Source organism: Streptomyces sp. NPDC001270 (assembly GCF_042896695.1).
In the GTDB taxonomy this organism is placed as follows: Bacteria; Actinomycetota; Actinomycetes; order Streptomycetales; family Streptomycetaceae; genus Streptomyces.
In genome coordinates, this window is sequence record NZ_JBIAXM010000022.1 from 57,656 (window position 1) to 79,381 (window position 21,726).

At 69.5% G+C, this 21,726-nt stretch carries 18 protein-coding genes and 3 pseudogenes; 15 read left to right on the forward strand and 6 right to left on the reverse strand.

Translation table 11 applies throughout. The annotated features are described in order from the left end of the window. The first annotated feature begins 1 nt into the window (after position 1). Genes ACFY2B_RS31085 through ACFY2B_RS31095 form a run of 3 tightly spaced genes read left to right on the forward strand, consistent with a single transcriptional unit; the run spans position 2 to position 3,887 of the window. Positions 2–1,696 carry a helicase HerA-like domain-containing protein gene (locus ACFY2B_RS31085; RefSeq protein ID WP_390766390.1) on the forward strand — a complete coding sequence of 565 codons (1,695 nt, stop codon included), beginning with the start codon at positions 2–4 and terminating at the stop codon, positions 1,694–1,696. Continuing rightward, a complete protein-coding gene (locus ACFY2B_RS31090; RefSeq protein WP_390766391.1) occupies positions 1,693–2,304 on the forward strand; it encodes a hypothetical protein in 612 nt (203 codons plus the stop codon). The genes ACFY2B_RS31085 and ACFY2B_RS31090 overlap by 4 nt, the downstream gene beginning before the upstream one ends. A 2-nt stretch (positions 2,305–2,306) precedes the next feature. Continuing rightward, a complete protein-coding gene (locus tag ACFY2B_RS31095) occupies positions 2,307–3,887 on the forward strand; it encodes a protein kinase (RefSeq protein ID WP_390766392.1) in 1,581 nt (526 codons plus the stop codon). 65 nt (positions 3,888–3,952) lie between these two features. Here the strand turns inward: ACFY2B_RS31095 and ACFY2B_RS31100 are convergent. Further along, positions 3,953–4,105, reverse strand: a pseudogene (locus ACFY2B_RS31100) (DDE endonuclease); the annotation flags it as partial. Between the two features lie 145 nt (positions 4,106–4,250). Next, positions 4,251–4,623, reverse strand: a pseudogene (locus tag ACFY2B_RS31105) (transposase family protein); the annotation flags it as partial. Between the two features lie 126 nt (positions 4,624–4,749). On the opposite strand from ACFY2B_RS31105, the gene ACFY2B_RS31110 reads away from it, so the two are divergent. Together ACFY2B_RS31110 and ACFY2B_RS31115 are read left to right on the forward strand one after the other, a co-directional pair. Then, entirely contained in the window at positions 4,750–5,553 is an 804-nt protein-coding gene (locus ACFY2B_RS31110; protein ID WP_390766393.1) for a methylenetetrahydrofolate reductase, read from the forward strand. Then, entirely contained in the window at positions 5,532–5,693 is a 162-nt protein-coding gene (locus tag ACFY2B_RS31115; protein WP_390766394.1) for a hypothetical protein, read from the forward strand. The genes ACFY2B_RS31110 and ACFY2B_RS31115 overlap by 22 nt, the downstream gene beginning before the upstream one ends. A gap of 48 nt (positions 5,694–5,741) precedes the next feature. Here ACFY2B_RS31115 and ACFY2B_RS31120 read toward each other — a convergent pair whose 3' ends face one another. Beyond that, a complete protein-coding gene (locus ACFY2B_RS31120; RefSeq protein WP_390766395.1) occupies positions 5,742–6,995 on the reverse strand; it encodes an IS256 family transposase in 1,254 nt (417 codons plus the stop codon). 388 nt (positions 6,996–7,383) lie between these two features. On the opposite strand from ACFY2B_RS31120, the gene ACFY2B_RS31125 reads away from it, so the two are divergent. From ACFY2B_RS31125 to ACFY2B_RS31165, 9 genes and pseudogenes are all read left to right on the forward strand, one after another. Further along, the gene (locus tag ACFY2B_RS31125; RefSeq protein ID WP_390766396.1) at positions 7,384–8,322 is read left to right on the forward strand and encodes a hypothetical protein; all 939 of its coding nucleotides are present in this window, start codon (positions 7,384–7,386) and stop codon (positions 8,320–8,322) included. A gap of 894 nt (positions 8,323–9,216) precedes the next feature. Then, entirely contained in the window at positions 9,217–9,903 is a 687-nt protein-coding gene (rpe, locus tag ACFY2B_RS31130; RefSeq protein ID WP_390766397.1) for a ribulose-phosphate 3-epimerase, read from the forward strand. 78 nt (positions 9,904–9,981) lie between these two features. Continuing rightward, positions 9,982–11,019, forward strand: coding sequence for a sugar-binding transcriptional regulator (locus tag ACFY2B_RS31135; protein ID WP_376536408.1), 1,038 nt, complete (start codon positions 9,982–9,984; stop codon positions 11,017–11,019). A 202-nt stretch (positions 11,020–11,221) separates the two neighbouring features. Continuing rightward, positions 11,222–11,548: a barstar family protein gene (locus ACFY2B_RS31140; RefSeq protein WP_390766398.1), complete on the forward strand. Its 327-nt coding sequence runs from the start codon at positions 11,222–11,224 to the stop codon at positions 11,546–11,548. A 244-nt stretch (positions 11,549–11,792) separates the two neighbouring features. Beyond that, positions 11,793–13,259 carry a GuaB1 family IMP dehydrogenase-related protein gene (locus ACFY2B_RS31145; RefSeq protein WP_390766399.1) on the forward strand — a complete coding sequence of 489 codons (1,467 nt, stop codon included), beginning with the start codon at positions 11,793–11,795 and terminating at the stop codon, positions 13,257–13,259. Positions 13,260–13,389: 130 nt separating this feature from the next. After that, positions 13,390–13,524: pseudogene (locus ACFY2B_RS31150) on the forward strand (hypothetical protein); the annotation flags it as partial. A gap of 29 nt (positions 13,525–13,553) precedes the next feature. Further along, the gene (locus ACFY2B_RS31155) at positions 13,554–14,006 is read left to right on the forward strand and encodes an Lrp/AsnC family transcriptional regulator (RefSeq protein ID WP_390766400.1); all 453 of its coding nucleotides are present in this window, start codon (positions 13,554–13,556) and stop codon (positions 14,004–14,006) included. Between the two features lie 378 nt (positions 14,007–14,384). Beyond that, positions 14,385–15,173 carry a carbon-nitrogen hydrolase family protein gene (locus ACFY2B_RS31160; protein ID WP_390766401.1) on the forward strand — a complete coding sequence of 263 codons (789 nt, stop codon included), beginning with the start codon at positions 14,385–14,387 and terminating at the stop codon, positions 15,171–15,173. 50 nt (positions 15,174–15,223) lie between these two features. Beyond that, a complete protein-coding gene (locus ACFY2B_RS31165) occupies positions 15,224–16,921 on the forward strand; it encodes an FAD-dependent oxidoreductase (protein ID WP_390766402.1) in 1,698 nt (565 codons plus the stop codon). 14 nt (positions 16,922–16,935) lie between these two features. Here ACFY2B_RS31165 and ACFY2B_RS31170 read toward each other — a convergent pair whose 3' ends face one another. The 3 genes from ACFY2B_RS31170 to ACFY2B_RS31180 form a co-directional block, all read right to left on the reverse strand. Next, positions 16,936–17,865, reverse strand: coding sequence for an LLM class F420-dependent oxidoreductase (locus ACFY2B_RS31170; RefSeq protein WP_390766403.1), 930 nt, complete (start codon positions 17,863–17,865; stop codon positions 16,936–16,938). Positions 17,866–17,951: 86 nt separating this feature from the next. Further along, complete coding sequence (locus ACFY2B_RS31175) at positions 17,952–18,647, reverse strand: DUF5995 family protein (RefSeq protein ID WP_390766404.1); 696 nt, start codon at positions 18,645–18,647, stop codon at positions 17,952–17,954. 278 nt (positions 18,648–18,925) lie between these two features. Then, complete coding sequence (locus ACFY2B_RS31180; protein ID WP_390766405.1) at positions 18,926–20,332, reverse strand: uracil-xanthine permease family protein; 1,407 nt, start codon at positions 20,330–20,332, stop codon at positions 18,926–18,928. Positions 20,333–20,454: 122 nt separating this feature from the next. Between ACFY2B_RS31180 and ACFY2B_RS31185 the strand changes: the two genes are divergently transcribed. Then, positions 20,455–21,714 carry an alginate lyase family protein gene (locus tag ACFY2B_RS31185; RefSeq protein ID WP_390766406.1) on the forward strand — a complete coding sequence of 420 codons (1,260 nt, stop codon included), beginning with the start codon at positions 20,455–20,457 and terminating at the stop codon, positions 21,712–21,714. Positions 21,715–21,726 lie beyond the last annotated feature (12 nt).

The following is a 21,726-nucleotide window of genomic DNA, read 5'->3' on the forward strand; positions in this document are numbered from 1 at the left end:
CATGTTCCGAGACGACGAGAACTACATTGGCAAGCTGGTCGGCAACACCGGGGAACCCAACAAGCTGACGATCGCGCTGCGTACGAGCTTCTCGGCGCGGCGTGGGGAGTTCGTGCGAGTCGCGCACCAGGAGCGCGAGTCGGAATCGCAGCTCGATGTGCTGGGCCGCATCGTGGGGCTCTCGAGGTCGAACATCCTGTTCAGCCCAGCGCTCGGCGAAGGGATCAGTGAAGTCGAGCTGCTGCCGCAGTCGCGGCTTTCGGGCGAGACGGTGTACGCGACGCTCGAGCTGGTTGGCTACAAGGATCCGTTCACCGGCGAGATCCGGATCCCCCGACGGCCCCTGACGCCGGGGACGAAGGTCTACGGAGTCGACTACGCGTTCCTCACGAGCTTCTACGAGTTTTCCGAGGACACCAGCATCCATCTGGGCAACCTTGTCGGCTACGAGAAGGGCGAGAACATCGTCCCGGTCTTCCTCGACGCGAACACCTTGGTGACCGAGCACCTCGCCGTGCTTGCGATGACAGGCTCGGGGAAGAGCTACACCGTCGGGCGCGTCATCGAGCGGCTGGTCTCACAGCTCAACGCGTCGGTCGTGGTCTTCGACCCGCACGGCGAGTACGGCAAGGCCTTTCGAACCGGCAAGCTCAACTTTAACGACCGGCTCGACAAGGTCGAGGATCCTCGGGACCGGCAAAAGCTCGCGGAGATTCAAGATGCCCTCCAGCAGCTGCAGGACAGCGGGGGCGGCATCAAGGTCTATACGCCGCAGCTGCGGAGCTTCGACGAGAAGTACGCGGGGAAGAACATGCGCCTCGCTCTTCAGCTCGACCACTTCGACGTGGACGAGTTCTCCGGGGTGCTCCCTGGACTGACGGAGCCGCAGCAGCGCGTGCTCGATGTCGCACTCCGCTACTGGAAGGAGAACATCGATGAGCCTCGCGACATCCAGGAGCTCTTCGCGGTCCTCGATGATCTCGACCGCCTGAAGGAGTGGGTGACGGAGTCCGGCAGCCAGGGCGAGGCCAACGCGCTCCGTGGAGGGAGCGCCAACATCGCCGCCATCCGCCTTCGGCGCATGATCAACGAGGCGCAGAGCTTCTATTCGCGCGCGGCCGGTGAGCCGTTCGACGTCTACGAGATGGTCGGCGACGACAATGCCGAGGCCGGACGGCTCTGCATCATCGACCTCCAAGGGCTCTCGAACACGGCGCGGCAGGTCATCGTCGCGCTCATCTCGAGTGAGCTGATGAAGGCGGCGGCCGACAAGCAGCGCCCGACCCGACCGGTGTTCATTGTCTACGAGGAGGGGCATAACTTCGCGCCCGCCGGCGAGGCTGCGATCTCGAAGAACATCATCAAGCGCATCGCGGCCGAGGGCCGGAAGTTCGGCGTGGGCTTCGCCATCGTCAGCCAGCGCCCGAGCAAGCTCGACTCCGACGTGACGAGTCAGTGCAACACCATCGTCGCGATGCGCATCAAGAACCCGGACGACCAGCGGTTCATCCAGAAGACCTCCGACTACTTCTCTGCAGCGGACCTGGCGGAGCTCCCGACGCTGTCGACCGGTGAGGCGCTGATCTGCGGACGGGCGATCATCGCGCCGCTCGTCGTGAAGGTCGGCACCAAGGCGCTCGTTCACGGCGGTGAGTCACCGCGCGTGTGCGAGCGCTGGGGGAGGTCGGGAGGATGATGGGTGACCGCTCGACATCACCGGCGGACCTAGTGTTCGACGGGCTCACCAACCGCGAACTGATGGTCGAGCACTTCCCGATGCTGCTGTCGGGGATCCCGGACATCGGGCTCACGGTGCACTCGCACTTCCTCACGGTCCTGGCCACCGCGGGGCAGTCGCAGGGCTACGCCGCCGTGGCGGAGTGCCCGATCTGGTGGGCCCGCGACAACGGCCTCGGAGACGTGCGCGCGGACTCCGTGTGGTTCGAGAAGCACTCGGGCGATGCCTCGCTTGCGTTCGAATTCGAGAGGTTCGAGCGTGGTGACGAGGGGAAGCTGAGGGGCAAGGTCGAGAACCTCGCGATCGCGTCGACCGCGTCCCCGAGCTTGAAGCTGTGTGTCCTGATCTACTGGGTGCGCAGCGGCTCGGCTCCGCGCAGCATGGACGCCATCATTGCAACTTACCGCGAAGGGTTCAGGCGTCGTGGCAGTGACGTGGACCCGGCACGGACACCGTTGATGATCATCAAGTGCGTGATGCGCCCCGCTCCCGATTCCGAACGTCTCGTGTTCGGCGAGTTCCTGCGCGACGAGCGCAATGAGCGGCTCGCCTTGGGGAGGGCGTAGTCATGGCGCTGATCGTGTTCCGCGGCGAACCCAGCGAGGAGCTGGGCGATCGGTTTCGCTTGCTAGCCGAGCTCGGCAAAGGGAGCTTCGGCGAGGTGTGGCAGGCGCGGCGGCTGAAGGATGGTGCCACGGTCGCGATCAAGATTCCGAAGGACCAGGAGAAGGGAGAGGAGGTGCTTCGCAAGGAGTCAGACATCATCAGGGAAATCCGTCACCCGAACATCGTTCGAGTCCACGGCTTCCACAACATCAGCGAGCTCTTCGTGATCGAGATGGAGTTCGTTGATGGCTACGACCTGGCGAAGGTCCTCGACAGCGTCAGTACGCGGGCGCCGCTCACCTTCGAACGGATGCTGGAGTGGACGATGCAGATCCTCGACGGTCTTGCTGCCGTCCACGCCGCGAACATCTCGCACAACGACCTGAAGCCGCAGAACATCCTCGTCGACAAGGCGTCCGGGGCAGCGAAGATCACCGACTTCGGGTCGAGCCGCCGGCTTGAGGATGTGTGGGTTTGGACCAAGCGCCACGGCACGGAGGCGTACATGGCCCCGGAGGTGGCGCTCGAGGGGAAGCGCGCCCGGGACGTCAGCGACCTCTACTCGATCGGCGTTCTCCTCTACGAGATGGCCACGGGACGGTTGCCCTACTCGAGCCCGCATCAGCTGCTGACCGGCGTGCAGATCGCCAAGCCTCGTGAGGTCAACCGCGATGTGCCTGCCGATCTCGAGGACGTAATCCTTCGCGCGATGGCGTGGCGGCCCGAGAACCGTTTTCAGAACTGCGGGTCGATGCGCGCCGCCGTGCAGGCATGCCTTGACCGGTTGCGCGCTGAGGCGGCGACGGCAGCCGTGCCGGCTCGCTCGGAGCCCAGCCAGCTCGGCTTCCAGCCGCCCTCGTCGAGTCCGCTCTACTACCTCGAACTGGCCAAGCAGCGGCTCGCCGAGGGCGACGCTCAAGGTGCCCTGGAGGCGGCGGAGGCCGCTGTCGATCGGAGCGACGGCCATCCTCAGTACCTGCGGATGCTCGGCGGCATCTGTATGCGACTGGGGTACGACCGCAAAGCGGCCGAAGCGTACGAGCAGCTGCTCGTTGCCTTCGATCGTGGCTACCCGGTCGAGGGTCAGCAGCGACGCGACGTGCTCGAGCGACTCGGTCAGCTGTACACCAGCCTCCAGCGGTACGGCGACGCGGTGGCGATCTACGAGCGCCTTGTGGACGCCGTCAACCGGCCGTACTCGCGGTTCCGGCTCGCCGTCGCGGCGGGACTTGATGGCGATTACGGGCGCGCGATCCAGTTGCTCGAGACCGTTCGAGCGGAGCGGCCGGATGCCGTCGTCGTCTACTCCAAGCTCGGGTGGGCGCACGCCCTCAACGGGAACGATCGCCTCGCTCTCAGCTTCTACAACCAGGCCCTGGCGCTTGACGCCTTCGACCTGTTCAGCCTCTTCGAGCTCGGGAAGTACTACTTCATGGTCGGGGATCGGCGACGCGCCCGGGAGTACTTTGAGCGAGTCATGGAGGCGGACAAGCAGGGCTTCTACGGCGACCGCGTCCGCGAGCTCACGAGCCCGACAGCCTGAGCTCCGCCCACAGATCGCGCTGGTGCTTGTGCCTGGCGGTTACTGACCTTGAATGCGTGATGTCGTCATGGTGGTTTGCGTAGGCCGATGTCGATGAGGCAGCCATCGAAGACGTCGTGTCGGTACTGGAGTTGGCGAAGGCCGCGCCTGATGGCGGTGATCAGGTCGTCGGGGTCGGCGAAGGCCCGGTTCGCCTGGCTGGTGCGCCGCAGCACGGTGCGTCGTTCGAGGTAGGTGTGAGTGCGGGCGTCCCGGTGTATGCGTGTCACGACGATGAGGTAGAGGGCAAGGTTGGCCTGTCGGTTGCCTCCGTGGTTCAGTCTCCGGCGCTGTGTTTTCCGGAAGAATTAGCGTCTTCCAACCTCACGTTGAGGCGTAGTGAAGGACGAGGACGGCACTCCGGTTGGTGCCGCAGCGGAGATCCCGCAGGAGGCGCCAGCCCTTCAAGACGGCCATGGCCTGCTCGCCGACGCCTCGGATCTTGACGTGGCTGTTGTTGCGCCGCCGCTTCCAGTGCCTGAGCCGACGGCCCCGGAAGGGGACTCGGATGTGCCGCCCGGCGCCTTGGTACGCCTTGTCCGCCCAGCACTTCAGTCCCCGCGGCGGCGAGTGCGTCGACGATCCCGCGCTAGCGGGCAGCGGTCAGGTCTTGGGTGGAGCCTGGCAGGGCCGGGGAAGCCCACAGCATTCGGCCGAATGTGAGGATCTGAAGGTTCATGCCGCGCCGTTTGTGTTTGGAGCAATTGTCAAATTCTGTGGATCTGGTCCGCGCGGCCGGACGTCAGTTGGTTCAGAACCGAGTCCCGTCTCACAGGGTGGTGTTCGCCTGCCGCATGGCGGATGAGCTGCTAACTTCCGCGTCATGGCGAACCAGAGCGACGGCACAGATCTCCGAAGCCGGGTGGCCGATGCCGACAGCGGTGTCCTGTTGTTCGGCATCACGCCGCCCCGCCTGAGCAACACTCCCGAGCGGATCCGGGAGATCACCGCAGCCACCCTGGCACGGTTGGAGTCCCTCGATGTCGACGGTCTGGCGCTGTACGACATCGACGATGAGAGCGACCGTAATCCGGCGCAGCGGCCGTTTCCGTACCTGCCGACCATCGACCCTGCCGTGTACCACGCGGACTATCTCGGCAAGTGGAACCGCCCGGTGGTCGTCTACCGGTGCGTCGGCAAGTACTCCCAGACGGAGCTTCGGACCTGGCTGCGGACGGCCGACGCCGACCGGCTGCTCGGCGTCTTCGTCGGCGCGTCCTCGAAGGGGAAGGCGGTGCGGACCGGCCTGTCCGAGGCGCAGGACCTGCGCCGCGATGTCCGCCCAGACCTGCTGCTCGGTGGCGTGGCCATCACCGAACGCCCCGAGGAGCATCTGCGGCTCGTCGCCAAGCAGGTGGCCGGATGCGCGTACTTCATCTCGCAGGTCATCTACAGCGCCGACGCGGCGAAAAGCATGGTCTCCGACTACTACTACGCCTGCCGCGAGCGGGACCTCGAACCGAGGCCCGTCCTGCTCACGCTCTCGGTGTGCGGCTCGGTGAAGACGCTGGCGTTCCTCCAATGGCTCGGCGTCGACGTCCCGCGCTGGCTGGAGAACTCCCTACGCCATGCGGACGACACCCTGGCCGAGTCTACCAGCACTGCTTGGCGAACGCCCGGGACCTGATCGCCTTCTGCCGCAAGCTCGGCATGCCGTTCGGCTTCCTCGTGGAGAGCGTGTCCATCCGCAAGGTCGAGATCGACGCCTCGGTCGCCCTGGCCCACGAGCTCAGCAGGCTGCTCGGACGAGGTACACCCTCGGTGTGAAGCCGGGCACGAACGTGCGGCTGTCGAATCCCGCGATCGGGACGCGGCTCAGGCCGCGCTGGCGTCCTCCCGTTCGACGAGGACGCCGCGCTTGAAGCGGGCTCCGGCTCGCACGAGGGCGACCAGGTGCGGCGCATTGACCGCGCGCCAGCGTTCCTGGGCGGACTCGATCAGCTTGAACGTCATCGCCAGTGCGGCCGACCGCGACCCGGCGCCGCGGGTGACCTTGGTGCGCAGCCGCACAGTGGAGAAGGTCGACTCGATCGGGTTCGTGGTACGCAGGTGGATCCAGTGCTCGGCCGGGTAGTCGTAGAACGCCAGCAGCACGTCCTCGTCGTCGACGACCTTCGCCACGGACTTGGGGAACTTCGCGCCATACTGCTTCGCGAACGCCTTGACGGTGGCCCTGGCCTGGTCTTTGTCCTCGGCATTGTAGATGTCTGCGATCGCGTTCTTCGCCGCCGGCTGCGCCGACTTCGGGAGAGCATCCAGGACATTTGCCGTTTTGTGCACCCAGCATCTCTGCTCGCGCGTTTCGGGGAACACCTCGCGCAGCGCCTTCCAGAAGCCCAGCGCGCCGTCGCCGATGGCCAGTACCGGGGCGCGCATGCCGCGCCGGGCGCAGTCGCGCAGCAGGTTCGCCCAGGACTCGCCGGACTCCCGGTAGCCCTCGTCCAGGGCTATCAGCTCCTTGCTGCCGTCGGCCCGAACGCCGACCATGACCAGCACGCATGCCTTGGCCTCGTCCAGGCGCACCTTCAGGTGCACGCCGTCGGCCCACACGTAGACGAAGTCGGTCTTCGATAGGTCCCGTTTCTGGAACGCTTTGTGATCGTCGCTCCACTGCGCGGTCAGCCGCGACACGGTCGCCGACGACAGCCCGGCGGCCGAGCCGAGGAACTGTTCCAGTGCCGGGACGAAGTCGCCGGTGGACAGGCCGTGCAGGTACAGCAGCGGCAGCACGTCCGATATCTTCGGGGTCTTGCGGGCCCACGGCGGCAGGATCGCCGAGGAGAACCGTTTGCGTTCCCCGGTCTCGGCATCGATCCGCTGGTCGTTCACTCGCGGCGCTTTGACCTGCACCGGCCCGGCCGTGGTGGCTATCGTCCGCTCTGCGTGGAAACCGTTGCGCACGACCAGACGGCGACCATGCTCGTCACGCTGGTCGGCCAGGTCAGCGAGATAGCCGTTCACCTCCGCTTCCAGCGCGGCAGCCAGCATCCGCCGGGCGCCCTCCCGGACGATCTCGTCGATCAGGAAGCCGTTCGGCGTCGTTCCGGCGGCATCAACTACGTTAAGCATGGGCGTGCCCTCCCAGCCGACGCGCCAACGCCGGCCTACTCAGTGACCTTCGAATCGATCACTCGGGAGGGTGCGCCCTCACCGAGCCGATCCACAGGTTCTGAGCATTGCTCTTGTGTTTTGCCCGAGTAGCACGGTATTTCGACGGTGATCTTGTCGATCGACAGCAGTGTGCCGTCCAGGATGATGCACGCCCTGGCTGTGGCGATCTTCCCCTCGGCCAGGGTCGGGACGCGGGCGGCCAGGACCTCAATGGCCTTACGCCGGGCCGCGCCCGCGACCTGACCGGTCGCTTCGGGATGCCCAACAGCCCAGTGCCGTCAAAGCGGTGGTGCGCCGACAGAAGCAGAATGTAACCTCCTCTCCAATCCAGAGAAGAGGAGTCGCCATGGCGACGCGGGTTGACTTTAATTTCGGTGATGACGGAAGCCAGGAGAGCGTCGTGATCTCCTCCGACCAGCTCGCCCGAGTGGTGCGCGCCGCACTGCAAGACAAGGTGCCACTGTCGGAGCAGGCCGCGCCTCATGACCTGTGGCGGGACATCGCAGTCGTGACCAGACTGCTGGATGGCCTGGAGGATTGGCGGGAGAGGGCCATCGTGGCGGTCGACGAAAGCGGCACCGTGGACCGGAGCGCCCTCGGCATCGCCGCGGGTATGGGCGCGGCAAAGCTGTACAACCTGCTGGAACGGCACGGCCGGCCACGCAATCAGACACGGCTGACCCAGGTGCAGGTGCTGGAGAGCCGGGTGACCGGCGAGGAGGGAGAGTGGGACCCGGCCCGCGTCGTCGCCACCATGAACAGCTACGGCTGGGAGACCGACGACAAGCGGGCCCGCGCACTGCTGCGGGCACTGACCGAGCAGGAGGTGCTGGAAAAGATTCCGAACCGAGGTGGACGCGCCGTCTACCAGCTCGTCAGTCCTAGGGACTGGCTGTACTGCCTGGACCCGGAACGCGACACGATCGACAACGGCCCCTCCACCCCAGCGCGAGTCGCGAGGCTGGCGCGCGAAGACTCCGGTCCGACCGAGTGGTGGCTCGGGAAGCCGCTGAAGCGGATGAGGGAGGGCGACCGGCTGTGGATCTACTTCGGCGGGGTCGAAGGGAAGATCGCGGCGATGGCGCATGTGACGTCGTCGCCGCGACCGGCGCCGATCGGTTCGCAAAAGCCGTACGAGTTCGACGCCGAACTGGACTTGAAGGCGACCACGGCTCTGTCCAAATCGCCGGTACGGCTTGAGGAGATGGATCAGAGGCACCCGCAGGCATGCGGGGAGATGCGGGCGGCGGATGTGAAGCTGGCCGAAGCGCGTGCCAACCTCTGACCGTCCTTCCCGCTGGGCGCGCACCGCATCGCCGTGCGTGCTCAGCTCTTGAGGGCTTGCTCGATCCGCTCGAAGTTCTCAGGGCTGAATTGCTGATCTGCACGCTCCGGTTTTGTTTCGGCGCCACCACATTCGGATGCGACGCCAGCTCCGGCACGGCGATCTTCCAGATGGCCGCGATGCGCCCGAGGACGATCACCGCGTCACGGGAGATGGCGCGGCGCACCAGGTAGAAAGCGAAGGACTGGGAGGGCAGTGTGTGCTGGATCGGCCGCCACCATTGCGAATGGTAGCCATGGAACCGCACGGCAAGGATCTGCCGGGCGAGTTCGTCGTGACTGTGCCCCTGCTTCGTCAGGCCGTTCAGGGTCCGGGACCACCACCGGAGTCCGGATGGTCCTTGTCGGGGTGCGTCAGGAAGTGGTTGGTGGGCCCGCCAGCGTGCGCGATGTGTTGCAGAGGTGCCTCAGTGGCCAAGATCGTGAGACGAACTACTCATGGCCACTACTGAGACACGACTGATCAGTGCAGGTAGGCGAGGTGTGATTGGTCAGCGGATTCGAGAACCTACACCGGGCTCCTGGTCCGCCGGTCCGCCGGTTCGCCGTCCGGCTGGTGGCCGGTCCGAACGCGGCGGCGGACCGCCTCCTGCGGGAGGCACTGCCACCGTCACCGCTCCACCGCCGCCGGATCCACTGCCGACGGATCCGGGCGAACCGCGTCGAGCGGGCTGGACCGGGCGGATGGCGATCGACCACACCGGGTCGGGCCCGGGACCGGGTCCGGGGCTCCGACCGGGGCTACCGGGGGGGCTCCGCGGTACGGCGGCCGCCGGCCGGCCGCCCTTCGTGCCCGGCGCGAGGGACCCGGCCCGGACGTGGCAGGCTTGGGGGCATGGCCGTGCAGATCAACCCCAGCATCCTGTCCGCCGACTTCGCCCGCCTCGCGGACGAGGCGAAGGCGGTCGAGGGAGCCGACTGGCTCCATGTCGACGTCATGGACAACCACTTCGTCCCGAACCTGACGCTCGGCGTACCGGTCGTGGAGTCCCTGGCCCGGGCCACGGACACACCGCTGGACTGCCACCTGATGATCGAGGACGCCGACCGCTGGGCACCGCAGTACGTCGAGGCGGGCGCCTCCTCGGTCACCTTCCACGTCGAGGCGGCCGGCGCACCCGTCAGGCTCGCCCGTGAGATCCGCGCCAAGGGCGCCCGCGCCTCCATGGCGCTCAAGCCCGCGACGCCCGTCGAACCGTACGAGGATCTGCTCCCGGAACTCGACATGCTGCTGATCATGACGGTCGAGCCGGGCTTCGGCGGGCAGGCGTTCCTCGACATCATGCTCCCGAAGATCCGCCGTACCCGGGAGCTGATCGCCAAGCACGGCCTCGAACTGTGGCTCCAGGTGGACGGGGGCGTGTCGGCGGCCACGATCGAGCGATGCGCGGACGCGGGAGCGGACGTCTTCGTCGCCGGTTCGGCGGTCTACGGGGCAAACGACCCGGCAGCGGCGGTACGTGCACTGCGCAGCCAGGCGGAGGCGGCCACCGCGAAGGCGTCCTGGGCATGCGACCAGTGAGCCACAGCTACGTGAACGGCGGCCATCGGGGCTGATCAACCGCGCCGGATCTGCAAGGATGAACGGCGAATCGAGAATGTGAACAGCAGTGAGGAGATCGCCGTGTCGGGTATGTCGGCGGGCCGCACGCGGATGGGACCCGCTGAGCTGGTGCAGGCGGCGGCCATGGCCCGCCGCTTCTACCTTGAGGGCAAGTCCAAGATCCAGATCGCGGAGGAGTTCGGCGTCAGCCGCTTCAAGGTGGCCAGGGTCCTGGAGACCGCCCTCGAACGGGATCTCGTACGCATCGAGATCCGTGTGCCGGCCGAACTGGACGCCGAGCGCTCCGACGCGCTCCGCGCCCGCTACGGGCTCAGGCACGCCGTCGTGGTCGAGTCCCCGGCCGAGGCGGAGGAGACCCCGGATCCGGAGAACCTCGGCGAGGTCGCGGCCGACCTGCTCGGCGAGCTGGTCAACGAGGGAGACGTGCTGGGCCTGGCCTGGGGCCGGTCCACCATTCACATGGCCGCCGCCCTCGACCGGTTGCCGCCGTGCACGGTGGTGCAGCTGACCGGCGTGTACGACGCCGGGACCGCCGAGCGCGGCTCGGTCGAGGCCGTCCGCCGCGCCGCCCAGGTGTCCGGCGGCGACGCGCACCCGATCTACGCGCCGATGCTGCTGCCGGACGCGGCCACCGCGGCAGCGCTGCGCAACCAGACCGGGATCGCCCGTGCCTTCGAGTACTTCGACAAGGTCACGGTCGCCTGTGTCTCGATCGGCTCCTGGGAACCGGGCATCTCGGCGGTGTACGACATGCTCAGCGACGAGGAGCGCGGCCACTACGACTCGCTCGGGGTAGCCGCCGAGATGTCCGCGCACCTCTTCGACTCGGAGGGCCGCCGGATCGGCCGGGACCTGGGGGAGCGGTGCATCACGGTCAAGGCCGATCAGCTGCGGCGGGTCCCGGAGGTCGTGGCGATCGCCGGCGGGCAGCGCAAGGCGGCCGCGATCGACGCCGTGCTGCGCTCGGGTCTCGTCACCAGCCTGGTGACGGACACCTCGGCCGCGGACTACCTGATGACCGCCGGCCCGGCGCCGCGGCCCGCCCTGAACCGGTCGGACCCCGACGGACCCTGACCGGCCCGGGCGGCGGACCCACGCGGGGGCGGCCGTGACAGCATCGGCACATGCTGGTCACGGGTCGTCCCCGTGCACGTTTCCGCGCCTCGGTCCCGCCCCGCCGAACCCGTCCGAAGGCAACCGGAGGCATCACCGCGAGGCCGGGCGGGAAGGCCCGCTACTCCGATGATCACTACGAATCGTTCCGGACGGTGCTGAGATGACGACCCCGTCGCCGACGTCGACCCCGTACGTCGTGATGCTCGACCTCGCGGGCATCATCGACAAGGCGGGCCTCATGGACCGCTCCGCGCGGGCGCTGGAGCTGCCCGACTGGTTCGGGCGCAACTGGGACGCCCTCGCCGACAGTCTCGCCGACCCGTCCGTGTGGCCGTCGCGGACGGCCGGCCGCGCGCTGCTCGTCGTCGTCACCGGCTGGCGGGCGTACGCGCGGCGGCAGCCGCAGGAGTGGACGGTCGCACAGGACGTGTTCACCGAGGCGTCCGAGCGGGAACGACGACTGACCGTGGCCCTCGCGCTGGGCTGAACCAGGAGTGACCGCGGTGCGCCGACCGTCCGGCGCCGGCCGGTCGGCGCACCGGGCTGAACCCGACGCCACCAGCGTCGTAGCCCCCCTGTAGCCCCCTGGGTAGAATCTGTGTGCAAGGCAGGTATCCGCTTCCCGCCGGCGCGGCCCCTTCCGCCCGCTTGGAGGAACCAACGGGCATGGGGCCCCTTCGTCGTGTCTTCGCGGCAGTGACCTGCGCCGTTTCACGTGAAAAAGTAGGGTCATGCGTTTTCTTGAGCCGGGTACCGGTCGGCTTGTGCCGAGTTCGTCGGCGCCCTACGACCTGACGTACGACGACGTGTTCATGGTGCCGAGCCGTTCTTCGGTGGGCTCGCGTCAGGACGTGGACCTCAGCTCCCCGGACGGCACGGGCACCACGATCCCGCTGGTCGTCGCTAACATGACCGCCGTCGCGGGGCGGCGCATGGCCGAGACGATGGCCCGGCGCGGCGGACTGGTGGTGGTGCCGCAGGACATCCCGATCGACGTCGTCACCGACGTCATCACCTGGGTGAAGAGCCGCCACCTGGTCCTCGACACGCCGATCGTGCTGGCCCCGCACCAGACCGTCGCCGACGCGCTGGCCCTGCTGCCGAAGCGGGCGCACAACGCCGGTGTCGTCGTCGACGGGACCGGCCGACCGGTCGGGGTCGTCACCGACCGGGACCTGTCCGGGGTCGACCGCTTCACCCAGCTGACCGAGGTCATGTCCCGCGACCTGCTGCTGCTCGACGCGGACATCGACCCGCGCGAGGCGTTCAACACGCTGGACACGGCCAACCGCCGCTACGCCCCGGCGGTGGACGGGGACGGCAAGCTGGCCGGCATCCTCACCCGCAAGGGCGCGCTGCGCGCCACGCTGTACACGCCGGCCACCGACGCCCACGGCAGGCTGCGCATCGCCGCCGCCGTCGGCGTCAACGGCGATGTTGCGGGCAGGTCGAAACAACTGCTGGACGCCGGCGTCGACACGCTCGTCATCGACACCGCGCACGGCCACCAGCAGTCGATGGTCAACGCGCTCAAGCTGGTGCGGGACCTCGGCCCGAAGGTCCCGGTGGTCGCGGGCAACATCGTCTCCGCCGAGGGCGTCAGGGACCTGATCGAGGCGGGCGCCGACATCGTCAAGGTGGGCGTGGGCCCCGGCGCGATGTGCACCACCCGCATGATGACCGGCGTCGGCCGGCCGCAGTTCTCGGCCGTGCTGGAGTGCGCCGCCGAGGCACGCAAGTACGGCAAGCACGTGTGGGCCGACGGCGGAGTGCGGCACCCGCGCGACGTGGCGATGGCGCTGGCGGCGGGCGCCTCCAACGTCATGATCGGCTCCTGGTTCGCCGGCACGTACGAGTCGCCCGGCGACCTCCAGCAGGACGCGAGCGGCCGGCTCTACAAGGAGTCGTTCGGCATGGCGTCCGCGCGCGCCGTGCGCAACCGCACCACGGAGGAGTCGGGCTACGACCGTGCCCGCAAGGCGCTGTTCGAGGAGGGCATCTCCACCTCCCGCATGTTCCTCGACCCGGCCCGTCCGGGTGTCGAGGACCTGATCGACTCGATCATCGCGGGCGTCCGCTCCGCCTGCACCTACGCCGGCGCCGCCTCCCTGGACGAGTTCAGCGAGAAGGCCATCGTCGGCGTGCAGAGCGCGGCCGGCTACGCCGAGGGCAAGCCCCTGCACGCCAGCTGGAACTGACCCGGCCGCGGCGCGCGGCCCGGCCGGCGGCCGGACGCGCCGCCGCGCCGGGAACCGGGGAGGGCCCGCGGTCGCCGAGCCGGTGCGCGGCGGCGGGACGGTGCCGTGCGCCGCACGGGTGACCTTCCGTATGAGGGGCGGTCCGTCCACGGTCACCTGGGTGGTGTTCGGCGTCCGGACGACGGTGGGGCTCGTGTTCTACTTCGTGTACGGCCATCGCCGTTCCCGTCCCGTGACCCCGCAGACCGTCGCGGCGGCGGAGTAGGACCCCGACGAAGAAGTGAACCACCCGCAGTGCTGAACGATCTCGACGCACGCATCGTGCACGCCCTCGCCGCGGACGCCCGCCGCTCCTACGCGGACATCGGGCACCTGGTCGGCCTGTCCGCGCCGGCGGTGAAACGGCGCGTGGACCGGCTGCGCGCCACCGGCGCCATCACCGGCTTCACGGTACGGGTGGACCCGGCGGCACTCGGCTGGGAGACCGAGGGGTTCATCGAGGTCTACTGCCGGCGCAACACCTCTCCGGAGACCATCCAGCGGGGCCTGGAGCGCTACCAGGAGGTGGTGGCCGCGTCCACCGTCACCGGTGACGCGGACGCCGTCGTCCAGGTCTTCGCCTCCGACATGCGCCACTTCGAACGGGTGCTGGAGCGGATCGCGGGCGAGCCGTTCGTGGAACGGACCAAGTCCGTGCTGGTGCTGTCGCCGCTGCTGCGCCGGTTCTCCTCGGGCGCACCGGGCTGATCCACCGTCACCCCGGACCGACGCCCGCCCCCACCCGGGGGACAGGCGTACGCGGACGACAGACGCTCACAGCCGCGGTAGCAGGCGCGGGCGACCGGTGCCCAGGGCCGATGCGGCGCGCACGGGCGACAGGCGCTGCGGGCACGCGCGCGTACGTACCCGCGCGTGCCCAGGCCGATCCGTGGGTGGCCAGGCACGACCCGGCAACGCGTTGCGCACCCGCCAAACCGGCGGACGCGCAACGAATCGCCGGGCGGGCGCGGAGCACGCAACGAACCGCTCACCGGTGCGCAACGGCTGCTTCTTGTCCGGCCCGGCGCGCCGACCGTACGGTCTAGATGCCCCCGCCCCCCGCCACCGCACCGGTGAGGACCACGCATGCGCACCGCCCTGCTCCAGAGCTCCGGCCGCCCCGGATCCGTCGTCGAGAACCTCAAGGTCCTCGACGAGGCCGCGGCCCGCGCCGCCGCCGCGGGCGCCGGGCTGCTGGCCGCGCCGGAACTGTTCCTGACGGGGTACGCGATCGGCGACGCCGTCGGCCGGCTCGCCGAGCCCGCCGACGGGGCGGGCGCCGCCGCGGTCGCCGGCATCGCCGCCCGGCACGGTCTCGCGATCGCCTACGGCTACCCGGAGCGCGCGGGCGGCGCCGTCCACAACTCCGCCCAGCTGATCTCCGCCGACGGCACCCGGCTCGCCAACTACCGCAAGACCCACCTCTTCGGCAGCTTCGAACAGGCCCACTTCACCCCCGGCGACCGGCCGGTCGTACAGGCCGAGCTGAACGGCCGCACCGTCGGCCTGCTGATCTGCTACGACGTCGAGTTCCCGGAGAACGTCCGGGCCCATGCGCTGGCCGGCACCGACCTGCTCGTCGTGCCGACGGCGCTGATGCATCCGTACCAGTTCGTCGCCGAGTCACTGGTCCCCGTGCGGGCCTTCGAGAACCAGATGTACATCGCGTACGTCAACCGGGTCGGTCCGGAGGGCGAGTTCGAGTTCGCCGGGCTGTCCACGCTGGCCGGCCCGGACGGCGTCGCCCGCGGCCGGGCGGGCGGCACCGCGGAACTCGTCCTCGCCGACACCGACCCCGACCTCCTCGCGGCCTCCCGCGAGGCCAACCCGTATCTGCGGGACCGCCGCCCCGGCCTGTACCGGTCCCTGGTCTGAGCACCGCTCGCCCTCCCCTTGAGTCCACCCGTGCAAGGAGCCCGTACCCCATGACGTCCACGGTGCCCGCCGCCGCCGAGCAGGCAGCCAGACCACAGCCGCCGATCACCATGTTCGGACCGGACTTCCCCTACGCGTACGACGATTTCCTCGCCCACCCGGCGGGCCTCGGCCAGATACCCGCGACCGAGCACGGCACCGAGGTCGCGGTCATCGGCGGTGGCCTGTCCGGCCTCGTCGCCGCCTACGAGCTGATGAAGATGGGCCTCAGGCCCGTCGTGTACGAGGCGGACCAGCTCGGCGGCCGGCTGCGCACGGTCGGCTTCGACGGCTGCGACCCGTCCCTGACCGCCGAGCTGGGCGCGATGCGCTTCCCGCCGTCCGCCACGGCGCTCCAGCACTACGTCGACCTCGTCGGCCTTCGGACCAGCCCGTTCCCCAACCCCCTCGCCGAGGTGACACCGTCCACCGTCGTCGACCTCAAGGGCGAGTCGCACTACGCCGCGACGATCGACGACCTGCCGCAGGTCTACCGGGACGTCGCCGACGCCTGGCACAGGTGTCTCGAAGAGGGCGCGGACTTCTCCGCCATGAACCGCGCCGTACGCGAACGGGACGTGCCGCGCATCCGGGAGATCTGGGCGCGGCTCGTCGAGAAGCTCGACAACCAGACCTTCTACGGATTCCTGTGCGACTCCGATGCCTTCAGGTCCTTCCGGCACCGTGAGATCTTCGGGCAGGTCGGCTTCGGCACCGGCGGCTGGGACACCGACTTCCCGAACTCCATCCTGGAGATCCTGCGCGTCGTCTACACCGAGGCCGACGACCACCACCGCGGCATCGTCGGCGGCTCCCAGCAACTGCCGCTGCGCCTGTGGCGGCGCGAGCCGGAGAAGATCGTGCACTGGGCTCCCGGGACCTCCCTCGCGTCGCTGCACGACGACGGTGAGCCGCGTCCCGCCGTGACCCGGCTGCACCGCACCGCGGGCGACCGGATCACGGTGACGGACGAACACGGCGACGTCCGCACCTACCGGGCGGCCGTCTTCACCGCCCAGTCCTGGCTGCTGCTCTCCAGGATCGCCTGCGACGACTCGCTCTTTCCGATCGACCACTGGACGGCGATCGAGCGCACCCACTACATGGAGTCCAGCAAGCTGTTCGTCCCGGTCGACCGGCCGTTCTGGCGGGACAAGGACCCGGCCACCGGCCGGGACGTGATGTCGATGACGCTCACCGACCGCATGACACGCGGCACCTATCTGCTCGACAACGGTCCGGACCGGCCGGCGGTCATCTGCCTCTCCTACACCTGGTGCGACGACAGCCTGAAGTGGCTGCCGCTGTCCGCGGACGAGCGGATGGAGGTCATGCTGAAGTCGCTCGGCGAGATCTACCCGGACGTCGACATCAGGGGGCACGTCATCGGCGACCCGGTGACGGTCTCCTGGGAGGACGAGCCCTGCTTCCTGGGCGCGTTCAAGGCCAACCTGCCCGGTCACTACCGCTACCAGCGGCGGCTGTTCACCCACTTCATGCAGGACCGGCTGCCCGCCGGCCGGCGCGGTCTCTTCCTCGCCGGGGACGACATCTCGTGGACCGCCGGGTGGGCCGAGGGCGCCGTCCAGACCGCGCTGAACGCGGTCTGGGGCGTGATGCACCACTTCGGTGGGGCGACGGATCCCGGCAACCCCGGGCCTGGCGACGTGTTCGACGAGATCGCGCCGGTGGAACTCCCCGAGAACTAGACGGGTTCGCGGCACTAGACCCCGGCGGCCCGGGCCTTCTCGTAGACCTCCGTCGCGATGTCCTTCAGGTGCTCGGCGTCGCGGGCGCTGGTCTGCAGCTCGACGATGATCTCCTGCGCACCGGCGGCCGCGTGGGCCGCCAGGTCCTCGACGATCTGGTCGGCGTCGCCCTGGAAGGGCCGGCGGTCGGAACCGGTGTGGGGCTCGGCCGAGAGGATCGAGTTCGCCCGCAGGACCAAACGGAGGGGCTCCGTGCGTCCCCGCTCGGCCGCCAGGTCCTGTACCTGCCGCCACTGCGCCGCCAGCTGCTCGGCGCCCGTGGACACCGGCAGCCAGCCGTCGGCGTGGTCGACCAGCCGCCGCAGTGCCCGCTTGTTGCCCGCGGCCAGCAGGACCGGGATCGGCCGGACGGGCTTCGGCCCCACCGCGGCCGAGGCGATCTTCGTGATCCGGCCCTCGTAGCGCACCGGGTCGGGGCCCCACACCGCCCGGCACACCTCGATGATCTCGTCCAGCACCTGGCCCCGCTCCTCGAACGGACGGATCCCGGCCGCCGCGTACTCGTCCAGGGACCAGCCGGTGCCGAAGCCGGCGATCAGCCGGCCGCCGCTCGCCGCGTCCACCGAGGCGAGCGCCTTGGCCAGTTGGAACGGCTGGTGCAGCGGTGCCACCAGCACACTGGAGCCGAGTTCGGCCCGCTCGGTGGCCGTCGCCGCCAGGGCGAGGGTGACCAGCGGATCGGCGACGTGCCGGTAACCGTCCGGCCAGGGAAGTCCCTCGATGCCGTAGAGACCTTGGGTGGCCGGGTCGGGGAACAGGGCCCGTTCGAAGACCCAGAGGCTGTCGTAGCCGATCTGTTCGGCCGTGCGCGCCACGTCGGGTACGTCCCTGCCGATGGAGTAGTGCCGCATCTGCGGGAGTCCGAGTCCGAGCCGGGTCGCCATGACGGTGCTCCTTCATGATCGAGTGCTGTCCGCCAATCTAACCCCGTCGCACGGCGGTTCCTGTGAAGGCTTGCGCAATGGCCGGATCAGTCCGGTAGCGGGGTGAGCAGCAGCCGGCCGGCGAGACCGACGACCGCGTCCAGGCGTTCGCTGAACTCCTCGGCGAGGTCCCCGCAGCGGCGTAGCGCCCACAGCGCCCGCGCCGCCGACCAGGTGGCGTCCCGGGCCCGCTCCAGGCTCCAGGAACCGAGCAGATGGGTCAGCGGATCGGCGATCTGGAGGAGATCGGGGCCGGGCATCAGATCCTCGCGGACGCGCTCCTCCAGTGCCACGAGGAGGTCGCCCACCCGGTCGAACTCGTCCTCCAGGTCGTCGGGTTCGCATTCGAGCGTGCGGCAGGCGTCCACCACGGCGAGTGCGAGGTCGTGGCCGATGTGCGCGTTGATGCCCGCCAACGCGAACTGCAGGGGCCGTACGCCCGGATGGCGGCGCAACTGGAACAGCGGCCGCCAACAGGCCGGTGCGCGGCGGCCGTCCGTGGCCGCGTCCACCGCGGCCAGATACCGGTGGGCGAACCGGACGTCCAGCGCGACCGCGCTCCGCCGGTCGGTGAAGTACCCCGTGCCCAGGCCCCGTTCGACCTCCTCGGTGACGGTCAGGTAGACGCGGTTGAAGACCGCGACCCCGTCCCGGGCCGGCAGGGTGGCGGCCAGGGCGCGCATCCGTGAGACGACGGCGTCGACGGTGCGGACGGATGTGGTGAGCTGTTCCAAGTGCGCCATGGGGGCAGGGTCCCAGCCCCGGGCCCGTCGGAGCGCCGACGGGCCCGGCGGGTCCCCGGAACGGGGGAACGGGGCCGTCGTGCGCGGGGGTTGGGCCACCGGGAGCGCGGGTCCGGCCGGGCACCGCGCCCGGAGCCCGGCCTGGACGCGACGCGCGCACGCCGGAGTACGCCGCAGAACCGGTGAGGTGACCCGTCCGTCCCGGATCGGTGAGCTGACCGTCCGTCCCGGACCGCCGAGGCGACCGCCCGTCTCGGATCGTCCGAGTCCATGGCTCGTCACGGACCGGCGCGGTGACCGTCCGTCCCGGTGTCCGGCGCGTCGTAGGCGGAGGTGCCCTCGTCCAGCAGCGGCTGCTGCTCCTTGAGGTGGGCGGGGGCGAGGGCGCGCAGCGCGTGGTAGCCGATGATCACGACCAGCGTGCCGAGGGCGATGCCGCTGAGCGAGAAGGTGTCGGTGAACTTCATGGAGACGTTGCCGACGCCGATGATGATGCCCGCGGCGGCCGGGACCAGGTTCAGCGGGTTGCGCAGGTCCACCCCGCCGTGCAGCCAGATCTGCGCGCCGAGCAGGCCGATCATGCCGTACAGGATGACGGTGATGCCGCCGAGGACCCCGCCCGGGACGGCGGCGACGATCGCGCCGAACTTGGGGCACACGCCGAACAGCAGCGCGAAGCCGGCCGCGGCCCAGTACGCCGCCGTCGAGTACACGCGGGTGGCGGCCATCACGCCGATGTTCTCCGAGTAGGTGGTGTTCGGCGGGCCGCCGACCGCGGTCGAGAGCATCGAGGCGACGCCGTCCGCCGAGATCGCCGTGCCGAGCTTGTCGTCCAGGGGATCGCCGGTCATCTCGCCGACCGCCTTGACGTGCCCGGCGTTCTCCGCGACCAGCGCGATGACGACCGGCAGGGCGACCAGGATCGCCGACCAGTGGAAGGACGGGCCGTGGAAGGACGGCAGCCCGATCCAGTCGGCCCTGCCCACGCCGGACAGGTCCAGACGCCAGTGGTCGGTGAGCTTGCCGCTCGCGTCCACCGAGTGGATGCGGCCGAAGATCCGGTCGAAGGCCCAGGAGACGACGTATCCGAAGACCAGGCCGAGGAAGATCGCGATGCGTGACCAGAAACCGCGCAGGCAGACCACGGACACGGCGGTGAACACCATCACGAGCAGGGCGGTCCACTGGTCCTGCGGCCAGTAGGTGGACGCGGTCACCGGCGCCAGGTTGAAGCCGATCAGCATGACCACGGCGCCGGTCACGATCGGTGGCATCGTCGCGTGGATGATGCGCGCCCCGAAGCGCTGCACGGCGAGACCCACCAGGAACAGCGCGACACCGACCACGAAGACCGCCCCGGTCACCGTGGCGCTCGTGCCGCCCTGGGCGCGGATGACCGCGGCGACCCCCACGAAGGACAGGGAGCAGCCCAGATAGCTCGGCACCCGTCCGCGGGTGGCGAGCAGGAAGATCACCGTCGCGACGCCCGACATCATGATCGCGAGGTTGGGGTTCAGCCCCATGAGCACGGGGGCCACGAAGGACGCGCCGAACATCGCCACGACGTGCTGGGCGCCGAGGCCCACCGTGCGGGGCCAGGACAGCCGTTCGTCGGGGCGTACCACCGCTCCGGGCGCGGGCGTGCGCCCGTCACCGTGCAGCTTCCAGCGCACGCCGAGGTCCATGGTGAGGTGTCACTTTCTCTGTACGTGATGACGGTCCGGACCATTGTCACGGCTACCTGGTGGTCCTACGCTCGCCTGGTCTCACTCGTGAACTACGTTCATATGTATGATCGGAGTGTGTGATGCGTGGAAGCTCCCGTGCCGCGGTCCTGCTCGCCGCGGTGGTGGCGTTCGCGGCCATGGTCGTCCCCGGTGCGCAGGCGGCGCCGAGGGCCCCGGACACCGCCGTCCTGGACGGCGCCCGGCTCCAGCAGACGAAGGTCCGGCTGGACCACGGCGACCGTCAACTGCGGCTCGTCCTCAAGGACTTGACTGCCCGCGCGGACACCTGGCTGGACCAGGGTCCCTGGACGGTCGTCGACAAGCCCAGACCCGCGCCCGGCGGCGATGTCCACGACTATCTGAGCCAGGCCCCCTACTGGTGGCCGAGCACGGCGCCGACCGACGGCAACCCCTGGGGCTGCCCGTACGTCCAGCGGGACGGACAGCGCAATCCGGAAGTGGACAGCGGCACCGACCGCCAGGACGTCGAGCGGGTCTTCGACTCGGCCTACGACCTCTCGCTCGCCTGGTACTACACCGGCGACCGGCGCTACGCCGAGAAGGCCGGGCAGATCCTGCGCACCTGGTTCCTCGACCCGGCCACGAGGATGAACCCGAACCTGAACCACGCGCAGTTCATCCCCTGCAAGTACGACGGCAGGGCCATCGGCATCATCGACTTCTCGCAGTCCTACACCAGCGTCGTCGACGCGCTCGCGATCCTCGCCACCGGGGCGCCCGGCTGGACCGGGGCCGACCGCAGTGGCATGGCCCGGTGGAACTCCGACTTCCGCGACTGGCTGAAGAACAGCGACTTCGGCAGGGAGGAAGGCGCCGCCGCCAACAACCACGGCACCTTCTACGACATGCAGCTCGCCGCGCTGGCCTACGCGACCGGCGACACCGCCCTGGCACGGCGGACCGTGCTGGACGCGCGGGCCAGGCGCATCGACCCGCAGATAGCGGGCGACGGCAGCCAGCCCCAGGAGCTGACCCGGACCCGCAGCTGGCACTACTCGACCTTCGACCTGGTCGCCTACACCCGCCTCGCGGCCATCGGCCGGCACGTTGGCGTGGACCTCTGGGCCTACCGGGGACCGGACGGGCAGAGCCTGTTCAAGGCCGTGGACTATCTGCTGCCCGCGGCGACCGGCGCCGCCGCATGGCCGCACCCGGAGCTGGAGTTCGAACGGTTCGCGGCGAGCGACGTCGTACAGGCGGCGGCGGACGCGGGGGACCGGGCGGCCCGGCGGGCGGTCCCGCTGCTGGCGGAGCCGCCCGGCGGTGACCTGTGGCAACTGCGCCCGGCTGCCGAGCAGTTGGATTCGATCGCGGGCTGACGGCCGCGGCGG

What these genes read in the sequence shown, in the direction of transcription:
- ACFY2B_RS31085 (WP_390766390.1), top strand. Translation starts at nt 2, where the DNA reads ATGTTCCGAGACGACGAGAACTACATTGGCAAGCTGGTCGGCAACACC.
- ACFY2B_RS31090 (WP_390766391.1), top strand. Translation starts at nt 1,693, where the DNA reads ATGATGGGTGACCGCTCGACATCACCGGCGGACCTAGTGTTCGACGGG.
- ACFY2B_RS31095 (WP_390766392.1), top strand. Translation starts at nt 2,307, where the DNA reads ATGGCGCTGATCGTGTTCCGCGGCGAACCCAGCGAGGAGCTGGGCGAT.
- ACFY2B_RS31110 (WP_390766393.1), top strand. Translation starts at nt 4,750, where the DNA reads ATGGCGAACCAGAGCGACGGCACAGATCTCCGAAGCCGGGTGGCCGAT.
- ACFY2B_RS31120 (WP_390766395.1), bottom strand. Translation starts at nt 6,995, where the DNA reads ATGCTTAACGTAGTTGATGCCGCCGGAACGACGCCGAACGGCTTCCTG.
- ACFY2B_RS31125 (WP_390766396.1), top strand. Translation starts at nt 7,384, where the DNA reads ATGGCGACGCGGGTTGACTTTAATTTCGGTGATGACGGAAGCCAGGAG.
- rpe (WP_390766397.1), top strand. Translation starts at nt 9,217, where the DNA reads ATGGCCGTGCAGATCAACCCCAGCATCCTGTCCGCCGACTTCGCCCGC.
- ACFY2B_RS31140 (WP_390766398.1), top strand. Translation starts at nt 11,222, where the DNA reads ATGACGACCCCGTCGCCGACGTCGACCCCGTACGTCGTGATGCTCGAC.
- ACFY2B_RS31145 (WP_390766399.1), top strand. Translation starts at nt 11,793, where the DNA reads ATGCGTTTTCTTGAGCCGGGTACCGGTCGGCTTGTGCCGAGTTCGTCG.
- ACFY2B_RS31160 (WP_390766401.1), top strand. Translation starts at nt 14,385, where the DNA reads ATGCGCACCGCCCTGCTCCAGAGCTCCGGCCGCCCCGGATCCGTCGTC.
- ACFY2B_RS31165 (WP_390766402.1), top strand. Translation starts at nt 15,224, where the DNA reads ATGACGTCCACGGTGCCCGCCGCCGCCGAGCAGGCAGCCAGACCACAG.
- ACFY2B_RS31170 (WP_390766403.1), bottom strand. Translation starts at nt 17,865, where the DNA reads ATGGCGACCCGGCTCGGACTCGGACTCCCGCAGATGCGGCACTACTCC.
- ACFY2B_RS31175 (WP_390766404.1), bottom strand. Translation starts at nt 18,647, where the DNA reads ATGGCGCACTTGGAACAGCTCACCACATCCGTCCGCACCGTCGACGCC.
- ACFY2B_RS31180 (WP_390766405.1), bottom strand. Translation starts at nt 20,332, where the DNA reads ATGGACCTCGGCGTGCGCTGGAAGCTGCACGGTGACGGGCGCACGCCC.
- ACFY2B_RS31185 (WP_390766406.1), top strand. Translation starts at nt 20,455, where the DNA reads ATGCGTGGAAGCTCCCGTGCCGCGGTCCTGCTCGCCGCGGTGGTGGCG.